The sequence below is a fragment of the Glaciimonas sp. CA11.2 genome (genome assembly GCF_034314045.1).
Classification (GTDB): domain Bacteria; phylum Pseudomonadota; class Gammaproteobacteria; order Burkholderiales; family Burkholderiaceae_D; genus Glaciimonas.
In genome coordinates this window covers 1,781,893-1,801,130 of the sequence record NZ_JAVIWL010000001.1, presented here as the reverse complement: position 1 = coordinate 1,801,130, position 19,238 = coordinate 1,781,893, and the positions used below count along the sequence as shown (strand labels likewise).

19 protein-coding genes are annotated in these 19,238 nt (G+C 53.1%); 10 read left to right on the top strand and 9 right to left on the bottom strand.

The window, feature by feature from the left end; genetic code table 11:
• The first annotated feature begins 305 nt into the window (after positions 1-305).
• From RGU75_RS07730 to RGU75_RS07720, 3 genes are all read left to right on the top strand, one after another.
• On the top strand, positions 306-1,307 hold the full coding sequence (locus RGU75_RS07730) for a CoA ester lyase (protein WP_322234613.1): 1,002 nt from the start codon (positions 306-308) through the stop codon (positions 1,305-1,307).
• The gene (locus RGU75_RS07725) at positions 1,304-2,533 is read left to right on the top strand and encodes a CaiB/BaiF CoA-transferase family protein (protein WP_322234611.1); all 1,230 of its coding nucleotides are present in this window, start codon (positions 1,304-1,306) and stop codon (positions 2,531-2,533) included. Before RGU75_RS07730 ends, RGU75_RS07725 begins: the two co-directional genes overlap by 4 nt.
• An 80-nt stretch (positions 2,534-2,613) precedes the next feature.
• Positions 2,614-3,627, top strand: a complete 1,014-nt coding sequence (locus tag RGU75_RS07720) for an HpcH/HpaI aldolase/citrate lyase family protein (RefSeq protein WP_322234609.1) — start codon at positions 2,614-2,616, stop codon at positions 3,625-3,627.
• A gap of 15 nt (positions 3,628-3,642) precedes the next feature.
• Here RGU75_RS07720 and RGU75_RS07715 read toward each other — a convergent pair whose 3' ends face one another.
• Positions 3,643-4,092: a hypothetical protein gene (locus RGU75_RS07715; RefSeq protein WP_322234607.1), complete on the bottom strand. Its 450-nt coding sequence runs from the start codon at positions 4,090-4,092 to the stop codon at positions 3,643-3,645.
• Between the two features lie 550 nt (positions 4,093-4,642).
• Between RGU75_RS07715 and RGU75_RS07710 the strand changes: the two genes are divergently transcribed.
• Both RGU75_RS07710 and RGU75_RS07705 read left to right on the top strand, forming a co-directional pair.
• The gene (locus tag RGU75_RS07710; RefSeq protein WP_322234606.1) at positions 4,643-4,867 is read left to right on the top strand and encodes a hypothetical protein; all 225 of its coding nucleotides are present in this window, start codon (positions 4,643-4,645) and stop codon (positions 4,865-4,867) included.
• Positions 4,867-5,139 (top strand): type II toxin-antitoxin system YafQ family toxin, encoded by a 273-nt coding sequence (locus RGU75_RS07705; RefSeq protein WP_322234604.1) that lies wholly within the window; start codon positions 4,867-4,869, stop codon positions 5,137-5,139. Before RGU75_RS07710 ends, RGU75_RS07705 begins: the two co-directional genes overlap by 1 nt.
• 267 nt (positions 5,140-5,406) lie before the next feature.
• On the opposite strand, the gene RGU75_RS07700 is transcribed toward RGU75_RS07705, so the two are convergent.
• A complete protein-coding gene (locus RGU75_RS07700) occupies positions 5,407-6,249 on the bottom strand; it encodes a DMT family transporter (RefSeq protein WP_322240335.1) in 843 nt (280 codons plus the stop codon).
• Between the two features lie 230 nt (positions 6,250-6,479).
• Here RGU75_RS07700 and RGU75_RS07695 point away from each other — a divergent pair, with 230 nt between their 5' ends.
• Positions 6,480-7,370, top strand: coding sequence for a LysR substrate-binding domain-containing protein (locus RGU75_RS07695; RefSeq protein WP_322234602.1), 891 nt, complete (start codon positions 6,480-6,482; stop codon positions 7,368-7,370).
• Positions 7,371-7,459: 89 nt separating this feature from the next.
• Positions 7,460-8,410, top strand: coding sequence for a cupin-like domain-containing protein (locus RGU75_RS07690; RefSeq protein WP_322234600.1), 951 nt, complete (start codon positions 7,460-7,462; stop codon positions 8,408-8,410).
• Positions 8,411-8,466: 56 nt separating this feature from the next.
• Here the strand turns inward: RGU75_RS07690 and RGU75_RS07685 are convergent, their stop codons facing one another.
• On the bottom strand, positions 8,467-9,891 hold the full coding sequence (locus RGU75_RS07685; RefSeq protein ID WP_322234597.1) for a heavy metal sensor histidine kinase: 1,425 nt from the start codon (positions 9,889-9,891) through the stop codon (positions 8,467-8,469).
• The gene (locus RGU75_RS07680; RefSeq protein WP_322234596.1) at positions 9,888-10,568 is read right to left on the bottom strand and encodes a heavy metal response regulator transcription factor; all 681 of its coding nucleotides are present in this window, start codon (positions 10,566-10,568) and stop codon (positions 9,888-9,890) included. The genes RGU75_RS07685 and RGU75_RS07680 overlap by 4 nt, the downstream gene beginning before the upstream one ends.
• Positions 10,569-10,674: 106 nt before the next feature.
• Here RGU75_RS07680 and RGU75_RS07675 point away from each other — a divergent pair, with 106 nt between their 5' ends.
• The 3 genes from RGU75_RS07675 (at position 10,675) to RGU75_RS07665 (ending at position 12,836) form a co-directional block, all read left to right on the top strand.
• Complete coding sequence (locus RGU75_RS07675) at positions 10,675-11,337, top strand: hypothetical protein (protein WP_322234594.1); 663 nt, start codon at positions 10,675-10,677, stop codon at positions 11,335-11,337.
• A 93-nt stretch (positions 11,338-11,430) separates the two neighbouring features.
• Positions 11,431-12,078 (top strand): cytochrome b/b6 domain-containing protein, encoded by a 648-nt coding sequence (locus tag RGU75_RS07670; RefSeq protein ID WP_322234593.1) that lies wholly within the window; start codon positions 11,431-11,433, stop codon positions 12,076-12,078.
• Entirely contained in the window at positions 12,078-12,836 is a 759-nt protein-coding gene (locus RGU75_RS07665) for a molybdopterin-dependent oxidoreductase (protein ID WP_322240332.1), read from the top strand. The genes RGU75_RS07670 and RGU75_RS07665 overlap by 1 nt, the downstream gene beginning before the upstream one ends.
• Before the next feature lie 35 nt (positions 12,837-12,871).
• Here RGU75_RS07665 and yghU read toward each other — a convergent pair whose 3' ends face one another.
• From yghU to dnaN, 5 genes are all read right to left on the bottom strand, one after another.
• A complete protein-coding gene (gene yghU, locus RGU75_RS07660) occupies positions 12,872-13,747 on the bottom strand; it encodes a glutathione-dependent disulfide-bond oxidoreductase (protein ID WP_322234590.1) in 876 nt (291 codons plus the stop codon).
• A gap of 103 nt (positions 13,748-13,850) precedes the next feature.
• Complete coding sequence (locus tag RGU75_RS23950; RefSeq protein WP_416186854.1) at positions 13,851-14,126, bottom strand: hypothetical protein; 276 nt, start codon at positions 14,124-14,126, stop codon at positions 13,851-13,853.
• 13 nt (positions 14,127-14,139) lie between these two features.
• A complete protein-coding gene (locus tag RGU75_RS07655) occupies positions 14,140-14,334 on the bottom strand; it encodes a hypothetical protein (protein ID WP_322234588.1) in 195 nt (64 codons plus the stop codon).
• A gap of 845 nt (positions 14,335-15,179) precedes the next feature.
• Entirely contained in the window at positions 15,180-17,663 is a 2,484-nt protein-coding gene (gyrB, locus tag RGU75_RS07650) for a DNA topoisomerase (ATP-hydrolyzing) subunit B (RefSeq protein ID WP_322234586.1), read from the bottom strand.
• A 229-nt stretch (positions 17,664-17,892) separates the two neighbouring features.
• Positions 17,893-18,999: a DNA polymerase III subunit beta gene (gene dnaN / locus RGU75_RS07645; protein ID WP_322234584.1), complete on the bottom strand. Its 1,107-nt coding sequence runs from the start codon at positions 18,997-18,999 to the stop codon at positions 17,893-17,895.
• Positions 19,000-19,238: the final 239 nt, after the last annotated feature.

Below are 19,238 nucleotides of genomic sequence, written 5' to 3'. Positions count from 1 at the left end.
TTTTAGATGACCTGCGTGATAAGAGTCTTTAGTTGGCGGAAACAGTGATTTATGCGCCTGTTCCTAATCCACACCTCGATCCATCCCATTGTTAAGAAAATCTTCAGAATCGATCAGTTAATTGCGCTTGTCTAAGCAAGTCGGCTGTTCGTACACTTGCAATGAGATTCCGGACCGGTATTTTGTTGCGCTTGTCCGCCTGTTCACATTGCACTGCTAACCGCCGCTGAGTGACGCTATGGCAGCTTTTACGCATCGGCCGGAATCAATTTCAAACCCAGTGCCTTCATCGATTCGAGGAAAATATGTCTGCAACTATCATCCAGCCCAGAACCAAACGGCTGCAACGCTCTGAACTGGCTGTTCCCGCCACGTCCGAACGATTCTTTGTAAAGGCGGCAAATAGTGCAGTCGATACCTTATTCCTCGATCTGGAAGATGCGGTGGCCGATCATCGCAAGGATGAAGCCAGAAAAAATGCAATTGTGGCCCTGAATAACATCGACTGGCGTAACAAGACCGTGGCGGTGCGCATTAATGGTCTCGATACCCCATGGGCATTGCGCGATTTGATCGATATAGTGACGCACTGTCCACGCCTGGATATGATATTGCTGCCGAAAGCTGGTTCTGCATTTGATGTCCAGTTTGTAGCGCAAATCCTGACCGCAATCGAACGTGAACAGAACCGCGCCAAACGCGTCGGTATCGAAGTATTGATCGAAACATCACAAGGTGTCGCCCATGCCGAAGAGATCGCGGCCTCCTCCGACCGGCTTGAGGCGATGATTTTTGGGGTCGGCGATTACACCGTCGATATGCGCACTAACGATGTGGTGTTTGGCACGTCTAGTCCAAATTATACGGTCCTTACCGCGCCCGATCAGAATGGCTTGCGTCAGCGCCACTGGAACGACCAATGGCATTTTGCTCTAGCGCGCATCGCCAACGCCTGCCGTGCCTACGGTTTGCGGGCGATCGATGGGCCTTATGCAGACTTTGGCGATGTTGAGGGTTATCGGGCATCTGCCGTGCGCGCGACAGCGCTGGGCTTTGAAGGTAAATGGGCTATCCATCCAAGCCAGGTCGACATCGCAAACGAGGTGTTTTCTCCTGCCGCTTCCCAATTATCCTGGGCCTCCAACGTGCTTGAAGAGCTTGCGCTGTCAGCGGCCCAAGGCAATGGTGCTTTCGGCTCGAAAGGCGTATTGATCGATCTGGCGCATGCAAAATTAGCGCGTTCGATCCAGCAACGTGCGGCTTATATTATTGAGCAGGCCTCTCCTGCAGTGAACGTCGCACGATGAATACCGTAAGCAACGCTGGGGCTAACAGTCAATCGCAACCGATGCAAGGCATACGCGTGCTCGACATCGCCACGTTTCTCGCCGCCCCTTTCACCGGCACGATATTGGCGGATTTTGGCGCGGAAGTGATCAAAATCGAACAACCGGGCACTGGCGATCCGCTGCGCAAATTCGGCACCCCGACCGAATGCGGGGATACGTTGATCTGGCTCAGTGAAGCGCGTAACAAACGCTTTGCAACAGTCGATTTACGGATTCCCGAGGGTCGGGACCTGTTCCTGAAACTGGTCGAACAATCCGACGTTATTTTGGAGAACTTTCGTCCCGGGACGATGGAAAAATGGGGCCTCGGATTTGAGGTTCTGCGTGCGGTAAATCCACGCATTGTGCTACTGCGTGTAAGCGCCTATGGCCAGACCGGACCGTACCGCGAGCGGCCGGGTTTCGCTCGCGTCGCACATGGATTCAGCGGACTGGCCGAACTGGCTGGCATGGCCGACGGTCCGCCTGTGGTACCCGGTTCTACCTCGTTAGCGGATTACATCAGCGGCATGTGGGGCGCGATTGGCGTTCTACTGACATTGCGCACGGTCGAGCAGTCCGGCATCGGACAGGTTATCGATGTCTCTTTGTATGAATCGGTATTTCGCCTGCTCGACGAACTGGCACCGGCGTATGCAAAATTCGGCCACGTGCGCACGCGCATGGGTGCGGATGTCGGGCACGTTGTACCGCATGGCCACTGGCAGACCAAAGAAGGTAAGTGGGTGGCACTGGCCTGTTCAAGCGACAAGATATTCGAACGTCTGGCAATCCTGATGGAACAACCTGAGTTGGCGCGGCCGGATCGTTATGCGACCAACCCCCAAAGGCTTGCCGGACGCGGCGAGATCAACGCCACCATTGCACGCTGGATCGGCGACCACAGCTTGAAAGACGTGATAGCGCGATGCGACGGGGCGGGCGTGCCTTGCGGTCCGGTAATGGGTATTGATGACATCTTTTCAGATCCGCAATACGCTGCCCGGGGCGATTTGGTCACCGTTAATGACGCCCGCGTCGGGGAAATCGTGGTGCCAGTGTCGGTACCGATGTTGTCGGAGACGCCGGCAGTTTTGCGTCACCTCGGTGGCGCTTTGGGTGCTGATACAGACACCATCTTGCGCACTTTGCTCGGACTCGACGCGCGAGCGATTGCCATGCTGCGCGAACAGCGGGCGATTTGAACGTGACTTTGAACGTAATGGCGAAGTGCACAAACGTAATATTTAATTTATCGACGAAAGAATAAAAGATGGAATCTTCCATGCAAGCTGACCAAACTAGCGTCAGTATTGCCGCGCATCCTGCCACGGCATTATTTGCAGGTGAAAAGTCTGCACCGGTCATCGCGTCCTGCGAACACTATGCTGGCAGCGAAAAGCTGATGGTCAAAGCGCTGCAATTGCAGCAAGACTATGGACCGGTATTCGACGTCACCTGTGATTGTGAAGATGGCGCCGCTGCGGGAGAGGAACAAAAGCACGCGCACATGGCCGCTAGCGTCATCAATTCGACGGCCAATCGCCATGGCATGATCGGTGCACGCATCCATGATCCGTCATCACCGTTCTGGCGCGATGATATTGATATTCTTATCGGTGAGGCCGGTGAGAGGCTGGCCTATTTGACTTTGCCGAAAGTAGGCAGCACCGGCGATGCATCCAGAATGATCGACTATATCGAACAACGCCGTGCTGCGGTTGGCTTGCATCGTGATATTCCCATCCATATTCTGATCGAAACGCACGGCGCTTTGCGCGATGTATTTGGTATCGCCGCGTTGCCCGGCTTGCAGGTGCTGGATTTTGGGCTGATGGATTTCGTCAGTGGACATCAGGGCGCTATCCCGTTTTCTGCAATGCGAAGCCCGGAGCAATTCGAACACGCGCTGGTAGTACGTGCCAAATGCGATATCGTCGCCGCTGCTTTGTCGTATGGCGTAGTGCCAGCCCACAATGTGTCGTTGTCGATACGCGACCCCGCAGCAACGGGACAGGATGCCCACCGCGCTCGCCACGAATTCGGTTTTTTGCGCATGTGGAGCGTACATCCCGGACAAATCATGCCGATCGTGACGGCTATGCGTCCAGCATCGTCGGAGGTGCAGAAAGCCAGTGATATTTTGCTCGCCGCCAGCGACGTCGCGTGGGGACCAATCAGCCATGAAAATGAATTACATGACCGCGCAACCTACCGTTATTTCTGGACCGTGCTTCAGCGCGCCCGGGCCAGCGGGCTTCCGTTGCGACAGGAAATCATTGACCGATTCTTTTCCTGACGATCCGATGTGCTTTTAAGGTTGAGGATCGGTTGTATCAGTCACTGAGCGGATTTTGTCAGAGCGGTGCTTGCGTTGATCAATTCGGCTTTCTGCATCGTTCGCCAGCATCTGAGACGACATAGACACTAGGCGCAGCAAGCGGTCCGTATCTGCAATATCCAGCATTGGCGTTGTATCGCTACCTCTATCCATCGTACTGAAATACGCGAGATCAACGCAGGTCTGAATGCCTAGGCAGACATCCGTGGTCATCGCAATAAATTGTGCGTGTGGATCGGCTCTAAGGTGGAGCGGTAACCATGAAAATGCTTGATGGAGTGCCTCGGGAGCAGTTGACGAGGTGGGTTGGGTTGGGTTGGGTTGGGTTGGGTTGGGTTGGGTTGGGTTGGGTTGGGTTGGGTTGGGTTGGGTTGGGTTGGGTTGGGTTGGGTTGGGTTGGGTTGGGTTGGGTTGGGTTGGCATGTCTGCTTCTTGGATAATGTTTACTCCGCGCCCTGCTTCCAATTAGGGTGGGCGGCAAATAGCGGAGTTAGAAGACCAGTATCCAAAGCAACGGGCAGGCCGAAGTCTCACCACTATTGCCACCCGTAAAAGGCGCAACAAGTTGAACGTACGTTAAATGACCCTTTCGCGGTCTGTGCGCTTTGGATATATCAGGCTTCTAAACCTGTTCCCTTTCTCTATAGGGCCAAGAGATTATGGACATCACGCGCTATTTGGTGAAGGTTGATTGTCGCGCGATGACTTTCATACAATGATCCATCGCAGAGCTTGTGCGATACGGGCTTTTACCGATAGCGGTGACGAAACTTCAATCAGGATCATATCTTGCCCACGTTGTTCCTCATCCCGCTGTGCATGGTGACAACATTAGCCTTGATTGTGCTGCAAAGCATTTTTATAAGATACCTTTAAGATACTTAAAGAGTATCTATTAAGTAGCATAACGGTATTTAGTATAATGATGATGCTCATCATTCACAGGGAGGCCAAAATGGTTAAAGAAGTACAAATGTCAATCAAAATGGAGTCCGCATTACGGGACCAGTTTATGGCTGTCGCGGCAGATCGTCATCGTCCTGCCGCCCAAATTATTCGGGATTTGATGCGTCTTTACATTGCTGACTATGAAACCCCAAATGCGTTGACCGCTGAAACGCTACGTAAAAGCCAAAGAGGCGAAGATATCTTTAGCGCGGCCGATGCGACCGATCTGTTTAAACAGCTAGGTATTTAATGCGGCTGCCAAAGTATTCCGGACAATTCAAACTAGACGTAAAACAAGCGGAAAAGCGCGGCAAGGATATGCAAAAGCTACGCGATGTCATTACTTTGATTCTTTTGGGAGATACTCTTCCGCGAGAACTGGGTGATCATCCTCTAAAAGGTGAATGGAAGCCAAACCGTGACCTTCATATAGAGCCGGATTGGGTATTGATTTACACCCCAAACGCTGAGGCGGTTTACTTCGAGCGTACCGGCACGCATTCCGACATTTTTAGTAAGTAATGATCTTTGTGAATGCGACCCTTCTGTAGGTCGAGGTCACAATAGCAAATTCCTTGAAATATTCGAAAACGAAGACCTTTCTGCAAGAAAATCAAAACAGATTCGTAAATAATTTTATGTTCCAAAAAATGGGCTGACTCTGACCGTGAGGCACTATTGATAGGACCACCACTTCTGAATATTTGTAGTTAAACCTGCTCAAACATAGCGGAAAGCCGATCCCTGCAATTAAGGGGTAAATTAGTTGATGGCAACAGATACCCGCAATCAAAGCCCCAGACAAATCGCCCCAACCGCAACAATCACGCACGCAAACCAGCGCTTGCCATTGACTGCTTCCCCCAGAAACACGCGCCCCATCAGCACGGCGAACACCACGCTGGTCTCGCGCAATGCCGATACCGCGCCCATCGCACCGGACTGCATGGCCCAGATCACGATGCCATACGCCGCGATTGACACCAGGCCGCCAGCGACAGACGAACTGACCGACATGGGTGCCGTCCGTAATGGCGTCCAGATCGCCGCAAGCCCCCGCTTTGCGACGAACAGCACCGGCATCATCCAATAGAACAGGAACATCGCCGCAGTATAGGCGACCGCGTGGCCGTCGGATAAGCGCACGCCGATGCCGTCGATCACGGTGTAGAGTGCGATCGTCGCGCCAGTTGTCAGCGCGGCCAGCACACCCGCGCGCGACACGTGACGCCCTTGCAGCGCGAGCGCGATGATGCCGCCCGATATCATCACAATCCCGAGAACGTGCAAAGGGCCAATGGCCTCGTGTGCGAACAGCGCCGCGCCAAGCGTAACAAGCAATGGCGACGAGCCGCGCGCAATTGGATACGCTTGCGCCAGATCACCGTGGCGATATGACCGCACAAGGCTGACGTTGTAGGCGATATGCACAAGCCCCGATGCGACGATGTACGGCCACGCTACGACGGGCGGCCATGGCATGAACAGGACGACAACCGTGGAGACCGCTCCGATGGCGATGCTCATCCACGTCATGGACAGGAACCGGTCACGGTTGCCGTGCAACATCGCGTTCCAGCTCGCGTGCAGCAAAGCAGCAAAGAGGACGAGACCACCGGTATAACTGAGCATGCGGGTTCCTGAAAAAAAGAGCGCGCTGGCGGGTGCGCCAGCCGTAAAAGTGCCATCAATTAGCGCGAGATAGCTGCGAATGAGCCGCGAACGCAAGGATGTCCCTCCGCTTTCTTTCGCCATCTCATCGCTATTTACGCCGATTAGGCGTGATGTAAGTAGGATATCTATCTTGCAGCAAGCTGACAAACCAGATAAATTGGACGTTCACGTTAAAAAAACTATCCTGAATGAAGCGAATATTGCCTCCACTCAATGCATTGCGTGCCTTTGAGGCCGCAGGTCGGCTCGGTAGCTTCAAGGAGGCAGCTACGGAATTGCATGTGACGCAAGGTGCGATAAGTCAGCACGTGCGCCTGCTGGAAGAGTGGCTTAGCGCACCATTGTTTGAACGACACAACCGGCGCGTGGTGCTCACTCCGGCGGCGAAGACCTATTTAGCGGAAATCGGCCCCTTGTTCGAGCAGCTTTCACGGTCAACCGCACAATATGGCTTTCCCACAACAGCCTCCCGCACACTATCCGTGAATGCATCCGCGACATTCACGCTGCGCTGGCTGGTGCCGAGACTGGCCAAGTTCGGCGCTGAGCATGTCGACGTGGACGTTAGGGTAGAAACGTCGAACGAGTCAGTGGAGAGTCTAAAAGATATCTACGACATCATCATCCGCGGCGGTCCGGATACCTTTTATGGCTACGCAATGCGACCTTTTCTGTCCGAGGAGAGAATGCCGGTTTGCAGTCCGGCACTTTTGCAGCGACTGCCGCTATGCATGCCAGAGGATTTGCGGCAGCATACGTTGCTGCACACGTCGAGTCTTCCGCGGCTGTGGCCGGACTGGTTAGTGAGCGCACAGATACCGGCGCTCAAGCCCGCCGCCACGCTGACCTTCGACCACTTCTATCTGACATTACAAGCTGCCATCGATGGAATAGGCATCGCAATGGGACCGACGGCGCTGGTATCAGGCGATCTCGCCGCTGGCCGACTTGTCGCGCCGTTCACCGGACCGCGTTTGCCGTCGCGCAGCTATTGCACCTATGTTCCGGATGGGAAATCCGCAGATGATCTTGTTATGTTGTTCCGCTCATGGCTTGAGAGTGAAGGGGCGGCGGTGTGAATGGAGATGGACCAAAAGTAGGACCATCGGTCAATCATCACTTTTGATCACTAACCACCTTCAGCCAAAAGAGAACCGTATAGGAACATATGCCAGCAGAGAAAAATTCGATCAGCAGTAATCAAGCACTGCCACAACCGCGTGTATCGTCACGGTTGCCACCTATGCTTGCATTAAACGCCAAGACACCAGAGGACGCTATCGCAAAAAAGCAGGCGCAAGAGCGCAAGGATGCGCTGGTTCGCGGAATCACGTCAGTACAAGAAGTGCGTGACGCGATACGGCGCATCGGACGCGCGCTTCCGTCTATTTCCGCGGTGCCTCGAATTGGCATACTTGATACTGCGGCGTTTCGCACGCGTGCCGCACAAGGCTTGCCATTTGTGATCACGGGACTTGTCCAAAGGTGGCCTCTGTCGGCTCTCACACCGCAAACGTTGCGCGACCACTTTGGCGACTTGCCAGTACGCGCCAGGGTAGGCGACTATGTCAATACTGCATTCGCGCCTGATCGGGCCATGCAGGATATGTCTATGCTTGCGTATCTTGATCTTGTCGCCACTGACCCGCAGGACCTGCCGCCCTATTTGGGTAATTTGGAATTACGCGCATTGAATAAGCTGTGCTACTGGCCTGCCTATTTTGGCAAGATGGGTCCGCCTCGCTTTTGGCTTGGCCCTCCAGGAACGGTGACACCGCTGCATTGCGACTACGACGATAATATTTTTGCGCAGATATGGGGCACCAAACGGATTTTTCTCTCCCCGCCGCATCAAGACGAATTCCTTTATACCAGCGAGGCAAATGCGATCCTGGTCGGCTCGCCGTTTAACCCAGAAGCACCGGATTTCGACACATTTCCGCTAGCGCGTAAGGCGACAATGATCGAATGCATTGTCGATGCTGGCGAGCTCCTGTATGTGCCAGCCGGGTGGTATCACCAGGTTCGCTCGCTGACGTTTTCGCTTTCCGCCAATCGCTGGGCCCGTGCTCTGCCGTTTGCACTGAACGGCGACCCATCCCTTCTGCGCCAGGCCTGATAGCAAAATACTGTCAGCAGACTGTTGCACGCGCTACAATAGCGCGAGCCATTTTCTTAGGTTCGTGCGGGTATTTCCTGCGGCGTCTGTGGGAAATACAGGCTAAAACGGATCAGTCCCGCCGCTGAACAACTTACCTCGGCCCTGCCGCCGTGCACCAGCATGATGGCGCGTACAATCGCCAACCCGAGTCCGTTCGATTCCGTAAATTCACTGCGCGATTTGTCGCCGCGATAGAAACGGTCGAACAAGCGGTCCAACTGTTCTTGCGGGATCGGATCACCCTGATTTTCCACTTCAACCCATGTTCCCTGCGCTTGCGGCTTGCTGCTAAGTCGCACAATACTTCCCGGCAGCGCATAGCGCACCGCGTTCACAGCGAGGTTGCTGACCGCGCGACGCCACATTACCGGACTGACTTGCAGCTCTCCACTCGCGTCCACCACCAGTTTGATATCGCGCTCTTCAGCCATACCCTCAAAATACTCGGCGATCTTGTGCAGCTCATCGGCCAGTACCAGCGGTGTTTTTTCGACAGCGAGACCAGCATGGTCCGCATGCGCGAGGAACAGGATGTTTTCCACAATACGGCTGAGGCGCTGTAGTTCTTCCAGATTCGATTCCAGAACCTGCTGGTATTCACTGACACTGCGTACCTTGTTCAGGGTCACCTGAGTCAGTCCCATCATGGCGCCGATCGGCGTACGAATCTCGTGCGCGAGGTCGGCCGAAAACTGCGACAGGTGTTCATAGCCGTCGGAAAGCCGATCCAGCATGGCGTTGAAAGATTGGGCTAGCCGCCGCAACTCTTGCGGCGCGTCTTCTTCGCGCAGGCGTACGGCAATATTGGTCGGACTGACTTCGGCAGCGCGCCCGGCCATCGAAGTTAACGGCTGAAAGCCGCGCTTCAGCACCAGGAAGCTGAACAGCGCTGCCAGCAGCACCGATGTTGCAGCGGCACCGATCACCTGCCAATAGTATTGAGAAAGCATATGCGATTCTTGCGTCATCACATGGGCACCGACGATCACTACTTTGGTGCCCTCACTCCCTACTTCTGCCTCGGCCGAGATCCAGCGTACGCGGACGCCATCGGCGCGTTCACCTGTTTGCAGTGCTGGTAATTTTAAGGGTTGATTCAAGCCCACCGGCGACATTGGCGGCGGCGTCATATTATCCGGATTGACACGTACGAACGGTGCCTGACCCGGATAGGCAAACATCAGTACATCATTCTCGCTACCCAGCATGGTTTCAAACAATGTCGGTCTATCTTCCATCTGCTTGACGTTGTAGAGATCGTGCAGCAGCGTGCGGAAATGCTCTACTCTGCCAATCAGCCCATAATCGGCACGGGTTTCCAGCGCCTGTCGTGCCGACGAATATAAGTACATGCCGAGACTGGTAACAATAGCGCAGGCAATCAGCGCGAACAGAAAAGAGACGCGTACGGTCAGTGAGCGGGTACGCCAGAGATTCATGGATTTTCAGAAAACATATAGCCGATACTACGCACCGTGTGGATCAGTTTGTGATCAAAGGGATTGTCGATTTTTGCGCGTAGCCGCTTAATGGCGACGTCGACCACATTGGTGTCGCTGTCAAAATTCATGTCCCACACTTCGGAAGCGATGACGGTGCGCGACAAGGCTTCGTCCTGGCGTTTGACTAGCAGATGCAATAGAAGAAATTCCTTGTTGGTGAGGACGATATCGACACCCTGACGCGTGACCTTGCGGCGCAACAGATCAAGCTGCAAATCGGCAACCTGAAAAAAATCCAGCGCATGCGCCTCACGCACCACGCCGCGACGCAGCAAAGTGCGAATCCGCAGCAGCAGTTCGGTAAACGAAAATGGCTTGACCAAATAATCGTCGGCGCCCAACTCTAGCCCGCGTATACGGTCGTTTACATGGTCGCGCGCGGTCAGGAAGATGACCGGCAAATCACGGCGAGCGCGGATCGCAGTCATGATCTTCCAGCCGTCGGTACCGGGCAACATAACGTCCAGCACGACCAGGTCATAGGAATTCTCCAGGGCCATGTGTAAACCGTCGCTGCCATTGCGAATCAAATCGACCGCATAACCTGATTCGCGCAGGCCTTTTTTGAGGTAGTCGCCGGTTTTTGGATCGTCTTCGATGACGAGGATAGCCATGCTAATTCCTTGATGGTGATGCCACTATTCTATCAATTCGCGCGCCACGAATAATGACAATATTGTCATTCAACTGTCACCGATAAGACACTTCGGCACGCCTACTATGAACTTCCCAGCAACTACCGAGACTATTCCCATGACAACTGCACAATTTTTACGTCGGCTTGTTCCCGCCCTGGCTGCAACGACTTTGCTCGCCTATGGCAGCGTCGCCATCGCCCAAACTACCGCTGCGGCAGCGCCAGTGCGGGTACGCGCCACAATTCAAAAAGTGACGCCAGACACTCTCGAAGTCAGCACCAAAGCCGGTAAGAAACTAACCTTAAAACTGGCGTCCGACCTGGCGGTGATGTCGGTCAGCCATGCCGCCATCACTGATATCAAATCAGACAGTTTCATCGGCAGCGCCGCCATACCGCTACCTGATGGCAACCTGAAGGCGCTGGAAGTAACCGTCTTTCCGGCGGGGATGAAATCGGGAGAAGGTCATTACGCCTGGGACTTGGGTAAGAAAAGCACTATGACCAACGGTACTGTCGGCGATGTCGTCGTCACCAGCGGCCGCACCATCACCGTCAAGTATCCTGATGGTGAAAAGAAAATCGTGGTACCGGCCGATGTCCCAATCGTTAGCCTCAACAAAGCTGACCGCAGCTTACTGGTTGCTGGCGCCCATGGCGTATTTGTTGTTACCAAAGCCGCCGATGGTAGCGAAGTAGTAAGTCGCGCCCTGGTTGGAATCAACGGCGTAGTGCCGCCGATGTAAAGCTGTATCGCGGGAAGTCGGCGGTCCGGCGACCCGCCGACCCGGCAGCCGGGCTGGCCAGCTGACCGTAACGATTTTTGATAAGGTGTATTCATGGCGACTGCCGATAACCCCCGCCGCATCATTCATCCGTTGCTGGTGCGCATAGTGCACTGGATCAACGCCTTCGCCATCGTCTGTATGGTAATGAGCGGCTGGGCGATTTACAACGCCTCGCCGCTGTTCGGCTTTGGTTTTCCGCATTGGGCCACTCTCGGTGGATGGCTGGGCGGCGCGATCGCGTGGCATCTGGCGGCGATGTGGCTGTTGGGTGTGAACGGCCTGATCTATCTTGGCTACGGCCTGCTCGCTGGTCATTTCCGCCGTCATTTCCTGCCGCTACGATTCAGTGCCCTGCTGCGCGATGTAAAAGATGCGTTGACCTTAAAGCTGGCGCATCAGCCAGGCGTCTATAACACCGTGCAACGTCTAATGTATATCGGCGTGTTGCTGCTTGGCGTGCTGGTGGTAGCGTCCGGTTTATCGATCTGGAAACCGGTGCAGTTGGATGGTCTGGTCGACCTATTCGGCGGCTATGACATTGCACGCCGCGTGCACTTCATCGCCATGGCCGGTATCGTCGGCTTCGTGGTGGTGCATCTGGCGCTGGTGCTGATCGTGCCGAGCACGCTGCTGCCCATGCTAACCGGACGGGCACCCCGCCACTCCAGCAAAAAACTTATCAAGCAGGAGCAGCAATGATGAGCGAGAAAAAAAACAAACTGCTGAAAAACAGTGAGCTACAACCTGAACTGGTGCAACTGCAGCGCCGCCTGTTCCTGCGTTCGGGTTTGTCACTGGGCGCGTTATCGCTACTAAGCGGCTGCAACCTGCAGGATGGCGATCAGGTCGACAAGGTATTGTGGGCAATGTCACGCTGGAATGATCGTGTGCAAAGTATGTTGTTTCGCGCCAATCATCTGGCGCAAACCTATCCGGCCAGCATGATCACCAAGCCGTTTCCATTCAATGCTTTTTATGACGCAGATTCCGCACCGGAGATCGATGGTGATACCTATAAGCTGGAAGTCTCTGGACTAGTGCGTAACAAGGACAACTGGAACCTGGCGCAATTAAGGGCATTACCACAGGAGTCGCAGATCACGCGCCATATTTGCATCGAAGGCTGGAGCGCCATCGGCCAGTGGGGCGGCGTGCCGTTTCGCACTTTCCTGGCCCATATCGGTGCTGATACGACGGCAAAATATGTCGGCTTTAAATGTGCCGACCGCTACTACTCCAGCATCGACATGGCAACCGCATTGCATCCGCAAACTTTGCTGGCATTAGATTTTGGCACTTCACCGCTACCAACCGAGTATGGCTATCCGTTAAAACTGCGGGTGCCGACCAAACTCGGCTTCAAGAACCCCAAGCACATTGCAGCGATCTTCGTCACCAACGAGTATCCCGGCGGCTATTGGGAAGACCAGGGGTACAACTGGTACAGCGGTTCTTAGCCTGTCACCATCGTACCAGTTCAGCGAGACTTGCCCTAGGTGGAAGGGGCAAGCTTGTCTTCAGTGCGGAGGTCGAAATCGCTGGCGTCATGACGCTCGAGTAGTTGGTCGGAGGGTTCGCCCCACGCGCGGTTAACCTTGCGTCCGCGCACGACAGCTGGACGCAATGCAATCTCATCGGCCCAGCGCAATACATGCTTGTACGCATGCACGCTGAGGAACTCACCGGCCTCGTAAAGTTGACCTTTGACCAGCGCGCCGTACCATGGCCATACCGCCATATCAGCGATCGTATAGTCGTCGCCCGTCAGGAAGCGGTGCTCTGACAGTTGGCGATCCAACACATCAAGCTGACGTTTCACTTCCATCGCGTAGCGGTTGATAGGGTACTCGAACTTTTCAGGTGCGTAAGCATAAAAATGACCAAAGCCTCCGCCTAAAAAAGGCGCACTGCCCATTTGCCAGAATAGCCAGGACAAGCATTCGGCCCGCGCCGCGCCGCTGCTGGGCAGGAAGGCACCAAACTTCTCGGCCAGATACTGAAGAATGGCGCCGGACTCAAACACCCGCACCGGTGTTTCACCACTGTGATCCATCAGGGCCGGGATCTTGGAGTTGGGGTTAGCCCCAACAAATCCACTGCCGAACTGATCACCATCATTGATACGAATCAGCCAGGCGTCGTATTCCGCACCGGCGTGGCCCAAGGCCAGCAACTCTTCAAGCATGATCGTCACCTTGACGCCATTGGGTGTGGCGAGCGAATAAAGCTGCAACGGATGGCGTCCCACTGACAGGTCCTTGTCGTGCGTGGCACCAGCGACAGGGCGGTTGATGCTGGCAAACTTGCCGCCGCTTTCCTGATCCCAGGACCAAACTTTGGGTGGGATGTATAAATTTGCATTGCTCATTAGATAGCCTTTATAAGATCGCGCAGTTGGGGCGCGGAATACTGTTTAGTGTACCCGGTAAGTGAAGGTGCCTCCCGAAGTGATCGATTCGTTGAGCTATGACTCATTCGAGCGAATATCGCGGTAGTGGGTTGGACTGCGTATTCTTTCGGTGCGAACGCGGGATCTTCAAAATATTTAACGATACGCTAAAAATCTTCGTCGGATCAGCGCCCTGAGCGTGGTCAAAGGAACAGAGATCGACGGCGGCGATCTTGTCATTTAAGTCTAGCCGCGCCAACCCGAGTTTCTCGCCACGATTGTCATAAACTAACTTGACCGTGGCACCATCCTCTTCACTGCGCTTGAAGTCGTATCGCGAAACATAGTCACCAAAAATACGCTTGGTTAATTCATCGTGTTTGAATAATGGCGTACCAGCGGAAACTCACCGGCACGCCATCCCGTATTAACTTGTAAAATGCCTGATTATGCCGCAGCAACGTGCGCGAAAAATCGTGGTGAGAGAGCTTAGTAACCGCCTCATTAATCGCATCGGGCGGCAGTTGTGGATTGAGCCTGGTCAGCGCCGTTCGCAGGTCACGCACAAACACTATCCCAGCCGAGCACTTTTTGCAGATGGTCGGCAAAGGTGGCTTGCACCAGACGGTCCTCGCTGTTGATGTCTGTGTAGGCCATCAGCTTCTTTCTATTGGACAAACTATCGAATCATAAAGGACACAGTACGGCCATGTCCTTTATAAAAGTGTCATGTTATCAGTAGATTGCAAGAGGTAGAGCAGCATAGAAAAGTTAGCGCAAGGAAATTAATCGCTCGTATATCCTTTAGATCCTTCGATATTTGATTGATATCGGCGCCAGCGGCGCTCACCCTGATGAGTCACTTGCCTAGCGTCCGTTAAAACGTCTAACGCACATTTAACTGTCTTTGCTGAGATTTCAGCGCCAATACGTCTGTTTATATCCGCAAATGGGCCATTACATTGGAGAAGAAATCCTGGAACGCGTCTCCATTAGATTTTCGAAGTTTTAATTCGAGCGCGATACGCCAGTGGTAGCGCTATTCCGCTGATATTGGTTCAGTCTGTTCCATAAGCGCAATGTTGGTTCGGGTGGATTCGTATTTGGTACCGCGCACATTTCCTGAGATGACTGCGGCCCCCAAGGCAAAAAAGCGGCTTGACCGTCACATCTATCATGGTATGCCAAACTCATTCGGCGGAGCTTAATTTCGCTCTTCTGTGGCAAATCCAAGGTGCCAAACTACCGCAAACGGTCACTCACTCGAATCACGGGAACCTATCAGACTCCAAAAGTGGAAAAACCAACCTGTTGGGTTGGTTTTTCCACTTTTTACGATTTTCTCACTATCTGTGTCACTACTATTTCACTTACTTGGCACAAATTTCACTTTCCGTGTCACCCGACAACATCAAACGTCAATATTCCCAGCCTGCAAAGCATTCATCTCAATAAACGCACGACGTGGTTCCACGTCATCGCCCATCAACGTCATAAAGATTTGATCGGCGGCAATCGCGTCGTCGATCTGGACTTTTAGCAAGCGGCGTACGGTTGGGTCCATGGTGGTTTCCCATAGTTGGCTTGGGTTCATTTCGCCCAGCCCTTTATAGCGCTGCTTGCTGACGCCGCGCTCGGCTTCGTCGCGCAGCCATGCCATGGCTTGATGGAAGTCGGTGATGGCGAATTCTTTGACTTTTTCGCCGGTTCCGCGACGGACCATTGCGGCCGGGCCAATGAGGCCTTTGAATGTGGCAGCGGCGTTGCATAGAACTTTGTAGTCCGAACTGGCGACAAAATCGCTATCGATGATGCTGGCTTTGACATTGCCGTGATACATGCGCTGGATACGTAACTGATGTTTTTCTGTTAGCTCGTCGGACCTGACGACGACTGTGACCGCAGGATCGCCGATTTCTTTGGTGAGCGCCTGCGCTGAAATTTCAGCATTTTCTACGGTGTCGAGTTGGAGCGTGACGCCGGTCATGATGGCGGTCAGGGCCGCACCGTCAATGGCGCGGGTCAGGCGCGTGATGATGGCGTTGGCGGTGTTGTATTGACGGACCAATTCTGTCAGGGCTGGGCCGCTGATTGGATCGGTGCCGGTACTTGGAATCAACGATGCATCGTTTAAGGCGACTTGCATCATGTACTGGACTTCTTCAACGTCATCTTTCAGATAACGTTCGTCTTTGCCGTGCTTGACCTTGTACAACGGCGGTTGCGCGATGTAGATGTGACCGCGCTCGACCAGTTGTGGCATTTGCCGATAGAACAATGTCAGCAGCAAGGTACGGATGTGGGCGCCATCGACGTCCGCATCGGTCATGATAATGATGCGGTGATAACGCAGTTTGTCGGCGTTGAATTCGTCTGGTCCGATACTCGTGCCTAAGGTGGCGATCAGGGTGGTGATCTGTTCAGACGAAAGCATTTTTTCGAAGCGTGCTTTTTCGACGTTCAGGACTTTACCGCGCAATGGCAGAATCGCTTGAAATTTACGGTCGCGGCCTTGCTTGGCTGATCCGCCCGCTGAGTCACCCTCGACGATATAAAGTTCGCAGAGTGCTGGATCTTTTTCCTGGCAATCGGCCAGTTTGGATGACAAGCCGAGTCCGTCCATGACGCCTTTACGACGTGTCAGTTCACGCGCTTTACGCGCAGCATCACGCGCGCGAGCGGCTTCGACAATTTTGCCGCAAATAATTTTGGCGTCGTTTGGTTTTTCTTGCAAATAGTCGTTGAGTGTTCTGGCGACGATTTCTTCTACAGGCAAACGGACTTCGCTGGAGACCAGTTTATCTTTGGTTTGCGAGCTGAATTTTGGCTCTGGCACCTTGACCGATAAGACGCAAGTTAAGCCTTCGCGCATATCGTCGCCGCTGGTTTCAACTTTGGCGCGTTTGGCGAAATCGTGTTCTTCGATATACTTGTTGAGCACGCGCGTCATTGCTGCGCGTAATCCGGTCAAATGGGTTCCGCCATCGCGTTGCGGAATGTTATTGGTGAAGCATAAGACTTGCTCGTTGTAGGCGTCGTTCCATTGCATGGAAACATCGACTGTTACGCCCTCTTTTTCGCCGGTTGCCTGAAAAATCGTTGGATGTAATACGCTCTTGTTTTTATTGATGTATTCCACAAAACCACGCGTACCACCTTCGAAGGCAAAGAGTTCTTCCTTACCGGAACGTTGGTCGGTTAACTTGATGCGTACGCCATTATTCAAGAACGATAATTCGCGGATACGCTTGGCTAGAATTTCATAGTGAAATTCAACGTGCGTGAAAATTTCTTCGTCGGCCCAAAAGTGAACTTCGGTGCCACGTTTGTCGGTGTCGCCAATGACTTTGATCGGCGATACGATCATGCCATTGATGGTTTCGATTTCACGATCTTGTGGGACGCCACGGACAAACTCCATGTAATGCACTTTGCCATCGCGACGAATCGTGAGCTTCAATAGCTTCGATAAACCGTTGACGCAAGAGACACCCACGCCATGTAAACCGCCAGAAACTTTGTAAGAGTTCTGATCGAATTTGCCACCCGCGTGTAACTCGGTCATGACGATCTCTGCGGCGCTGCGCTTAGGCTCGTGCTTGTCGTCAAACTTGATGCCGGTTGGTACGCCACGACCATTGTCGGTGACGGAAATCGAATTATCAGAGTGAATCGTGACGTTGATTTCGGTGCAATGACCGGCTAACGATTCATCAATCGAGTTATCTAATACCTCAAATACCAGATGATGCAAGCCGGTGCCGTCTGAAGTGTCGCCGATGTACATCCCCGGACGTTTTCGTACTGCTTCCAGACCTTCGAGGATCTGAATTGAGGACGCGCCGTACGTATCTGGTACCGGCTGATTGGTGTTGTCTTGTGGGATTGATGACATGGCTACCTTCTGAATAGACTGCTACAAAAACGTGAATCCAAGCGGAAATCCGCAACGTGCAGATTTCTTAAATGTGGCAAAGGGGCCGAAGCCCCAACGTCACGATGGCATTACTTTGACGATTTTTTGCGACCCGATATAACTTGCGATGCGACTTGTGATATGACGCGATATCGCATCATTTCACATAATGCTAAGTGGCACGACGCCACAATATCCTTTGCAGACACTAAATCCGCATTGGCATCACGACATACTTAAAATCAACATTTTCCGGGACAGTGATCAGCGCGGATGAATTAGCGTCACCGAGGGCAATATTAACGTTCTCGCCCTTCAAATTGTTCAATACGTCGAGCAAATACGTGACATTGAAACCAATGTCCACACTGTCTCCGCCGTAGTCGATTTCTAGCTCTTCAATCGCCTCTTCCTGATCGGCATTGGTTGAGCTGATTTTGAGACTGCCTGGTGTGACAACCCAACGCACGCCCTTGAACTTGTCGCTGGTCATAATTGCAGCGCGTTGCAACGAGCGCAGCAGACGATCGCGGCCGATGGTGAAATCGTTCTTATAACCTTTTGGCACCACGCGGGTGTAGTCAGGAAATTTACCTTCAACCAGTTTCGAGATCAACTCAATGTCAGCGAACGATAATTTGACCTGATTGTTGGCGATTTCCAACTGAACCGGCTCATCGGTTTCGTCCAGCAGGCGTTGCAACTCAATGATGGTTTTGCGTGGAATGATGACTTCCTGACGGGCAAACTCTTGCTCTGTCGCGACCTGGCAAAACGCCAGACGGTGACCGTCGGTGGCGACAGCGATGACATTATTGCCATCCAGCACCAATAGTAAACCGTTGAGGTAATACCGAATATCTTGCTGCGCCATCGAAAAATGGACCATGTTGAAGAGATGCTTCAAGGTCTTTTGCGGCAACGTGACGGTGGCGTTGTAATGCTCAGCTTGGGCGACGGTCGGAAACTCTTCAGCTGCCAACGTTTGCAATGCAAATCGGGACTTGCCGGATTGCACTGTCATCCGCTTATTGCTCAGTGTCAGCGAGACTTCACCGGACTCCGGCAATGCGCGCAGAATATCGAGAAGTTTACGTGCAGCAACAGTCGTTGCGACAACTTCTGAGCCAGTGCCAACATTTGCATTGGTCGTAATTTGCACTTCAATGTCAGTAGACAGAAAAGAGACTTTTTCGCCGTCCTTGCGAATGAGGATATTGGCCAGAATCGGCAATGTGTGCCGACGCTCGACAATACCACTCACGATCTGCAGTGGCCGGAGAAGAGTATCTCGGTTAGTTTTGACCAATTGCATAGCTATATCCTTATTATCTAAAATTCAACAAATATCGCTTCATTTTAACCATTCTGAGTGGCCTTGAACCAACCTAACAATGTAACTTACTTCGACTACTTATGAATGACATCAATAAGAAAAGTATCGGAGACTTGTACATTATCATCCGGTTTATGGTGCTATTTTACGTTTCCGACAGGAAATTCACCCACACTTATCGATTTAAAATCGCACTTTTGCATTTTTTCAATGAGATT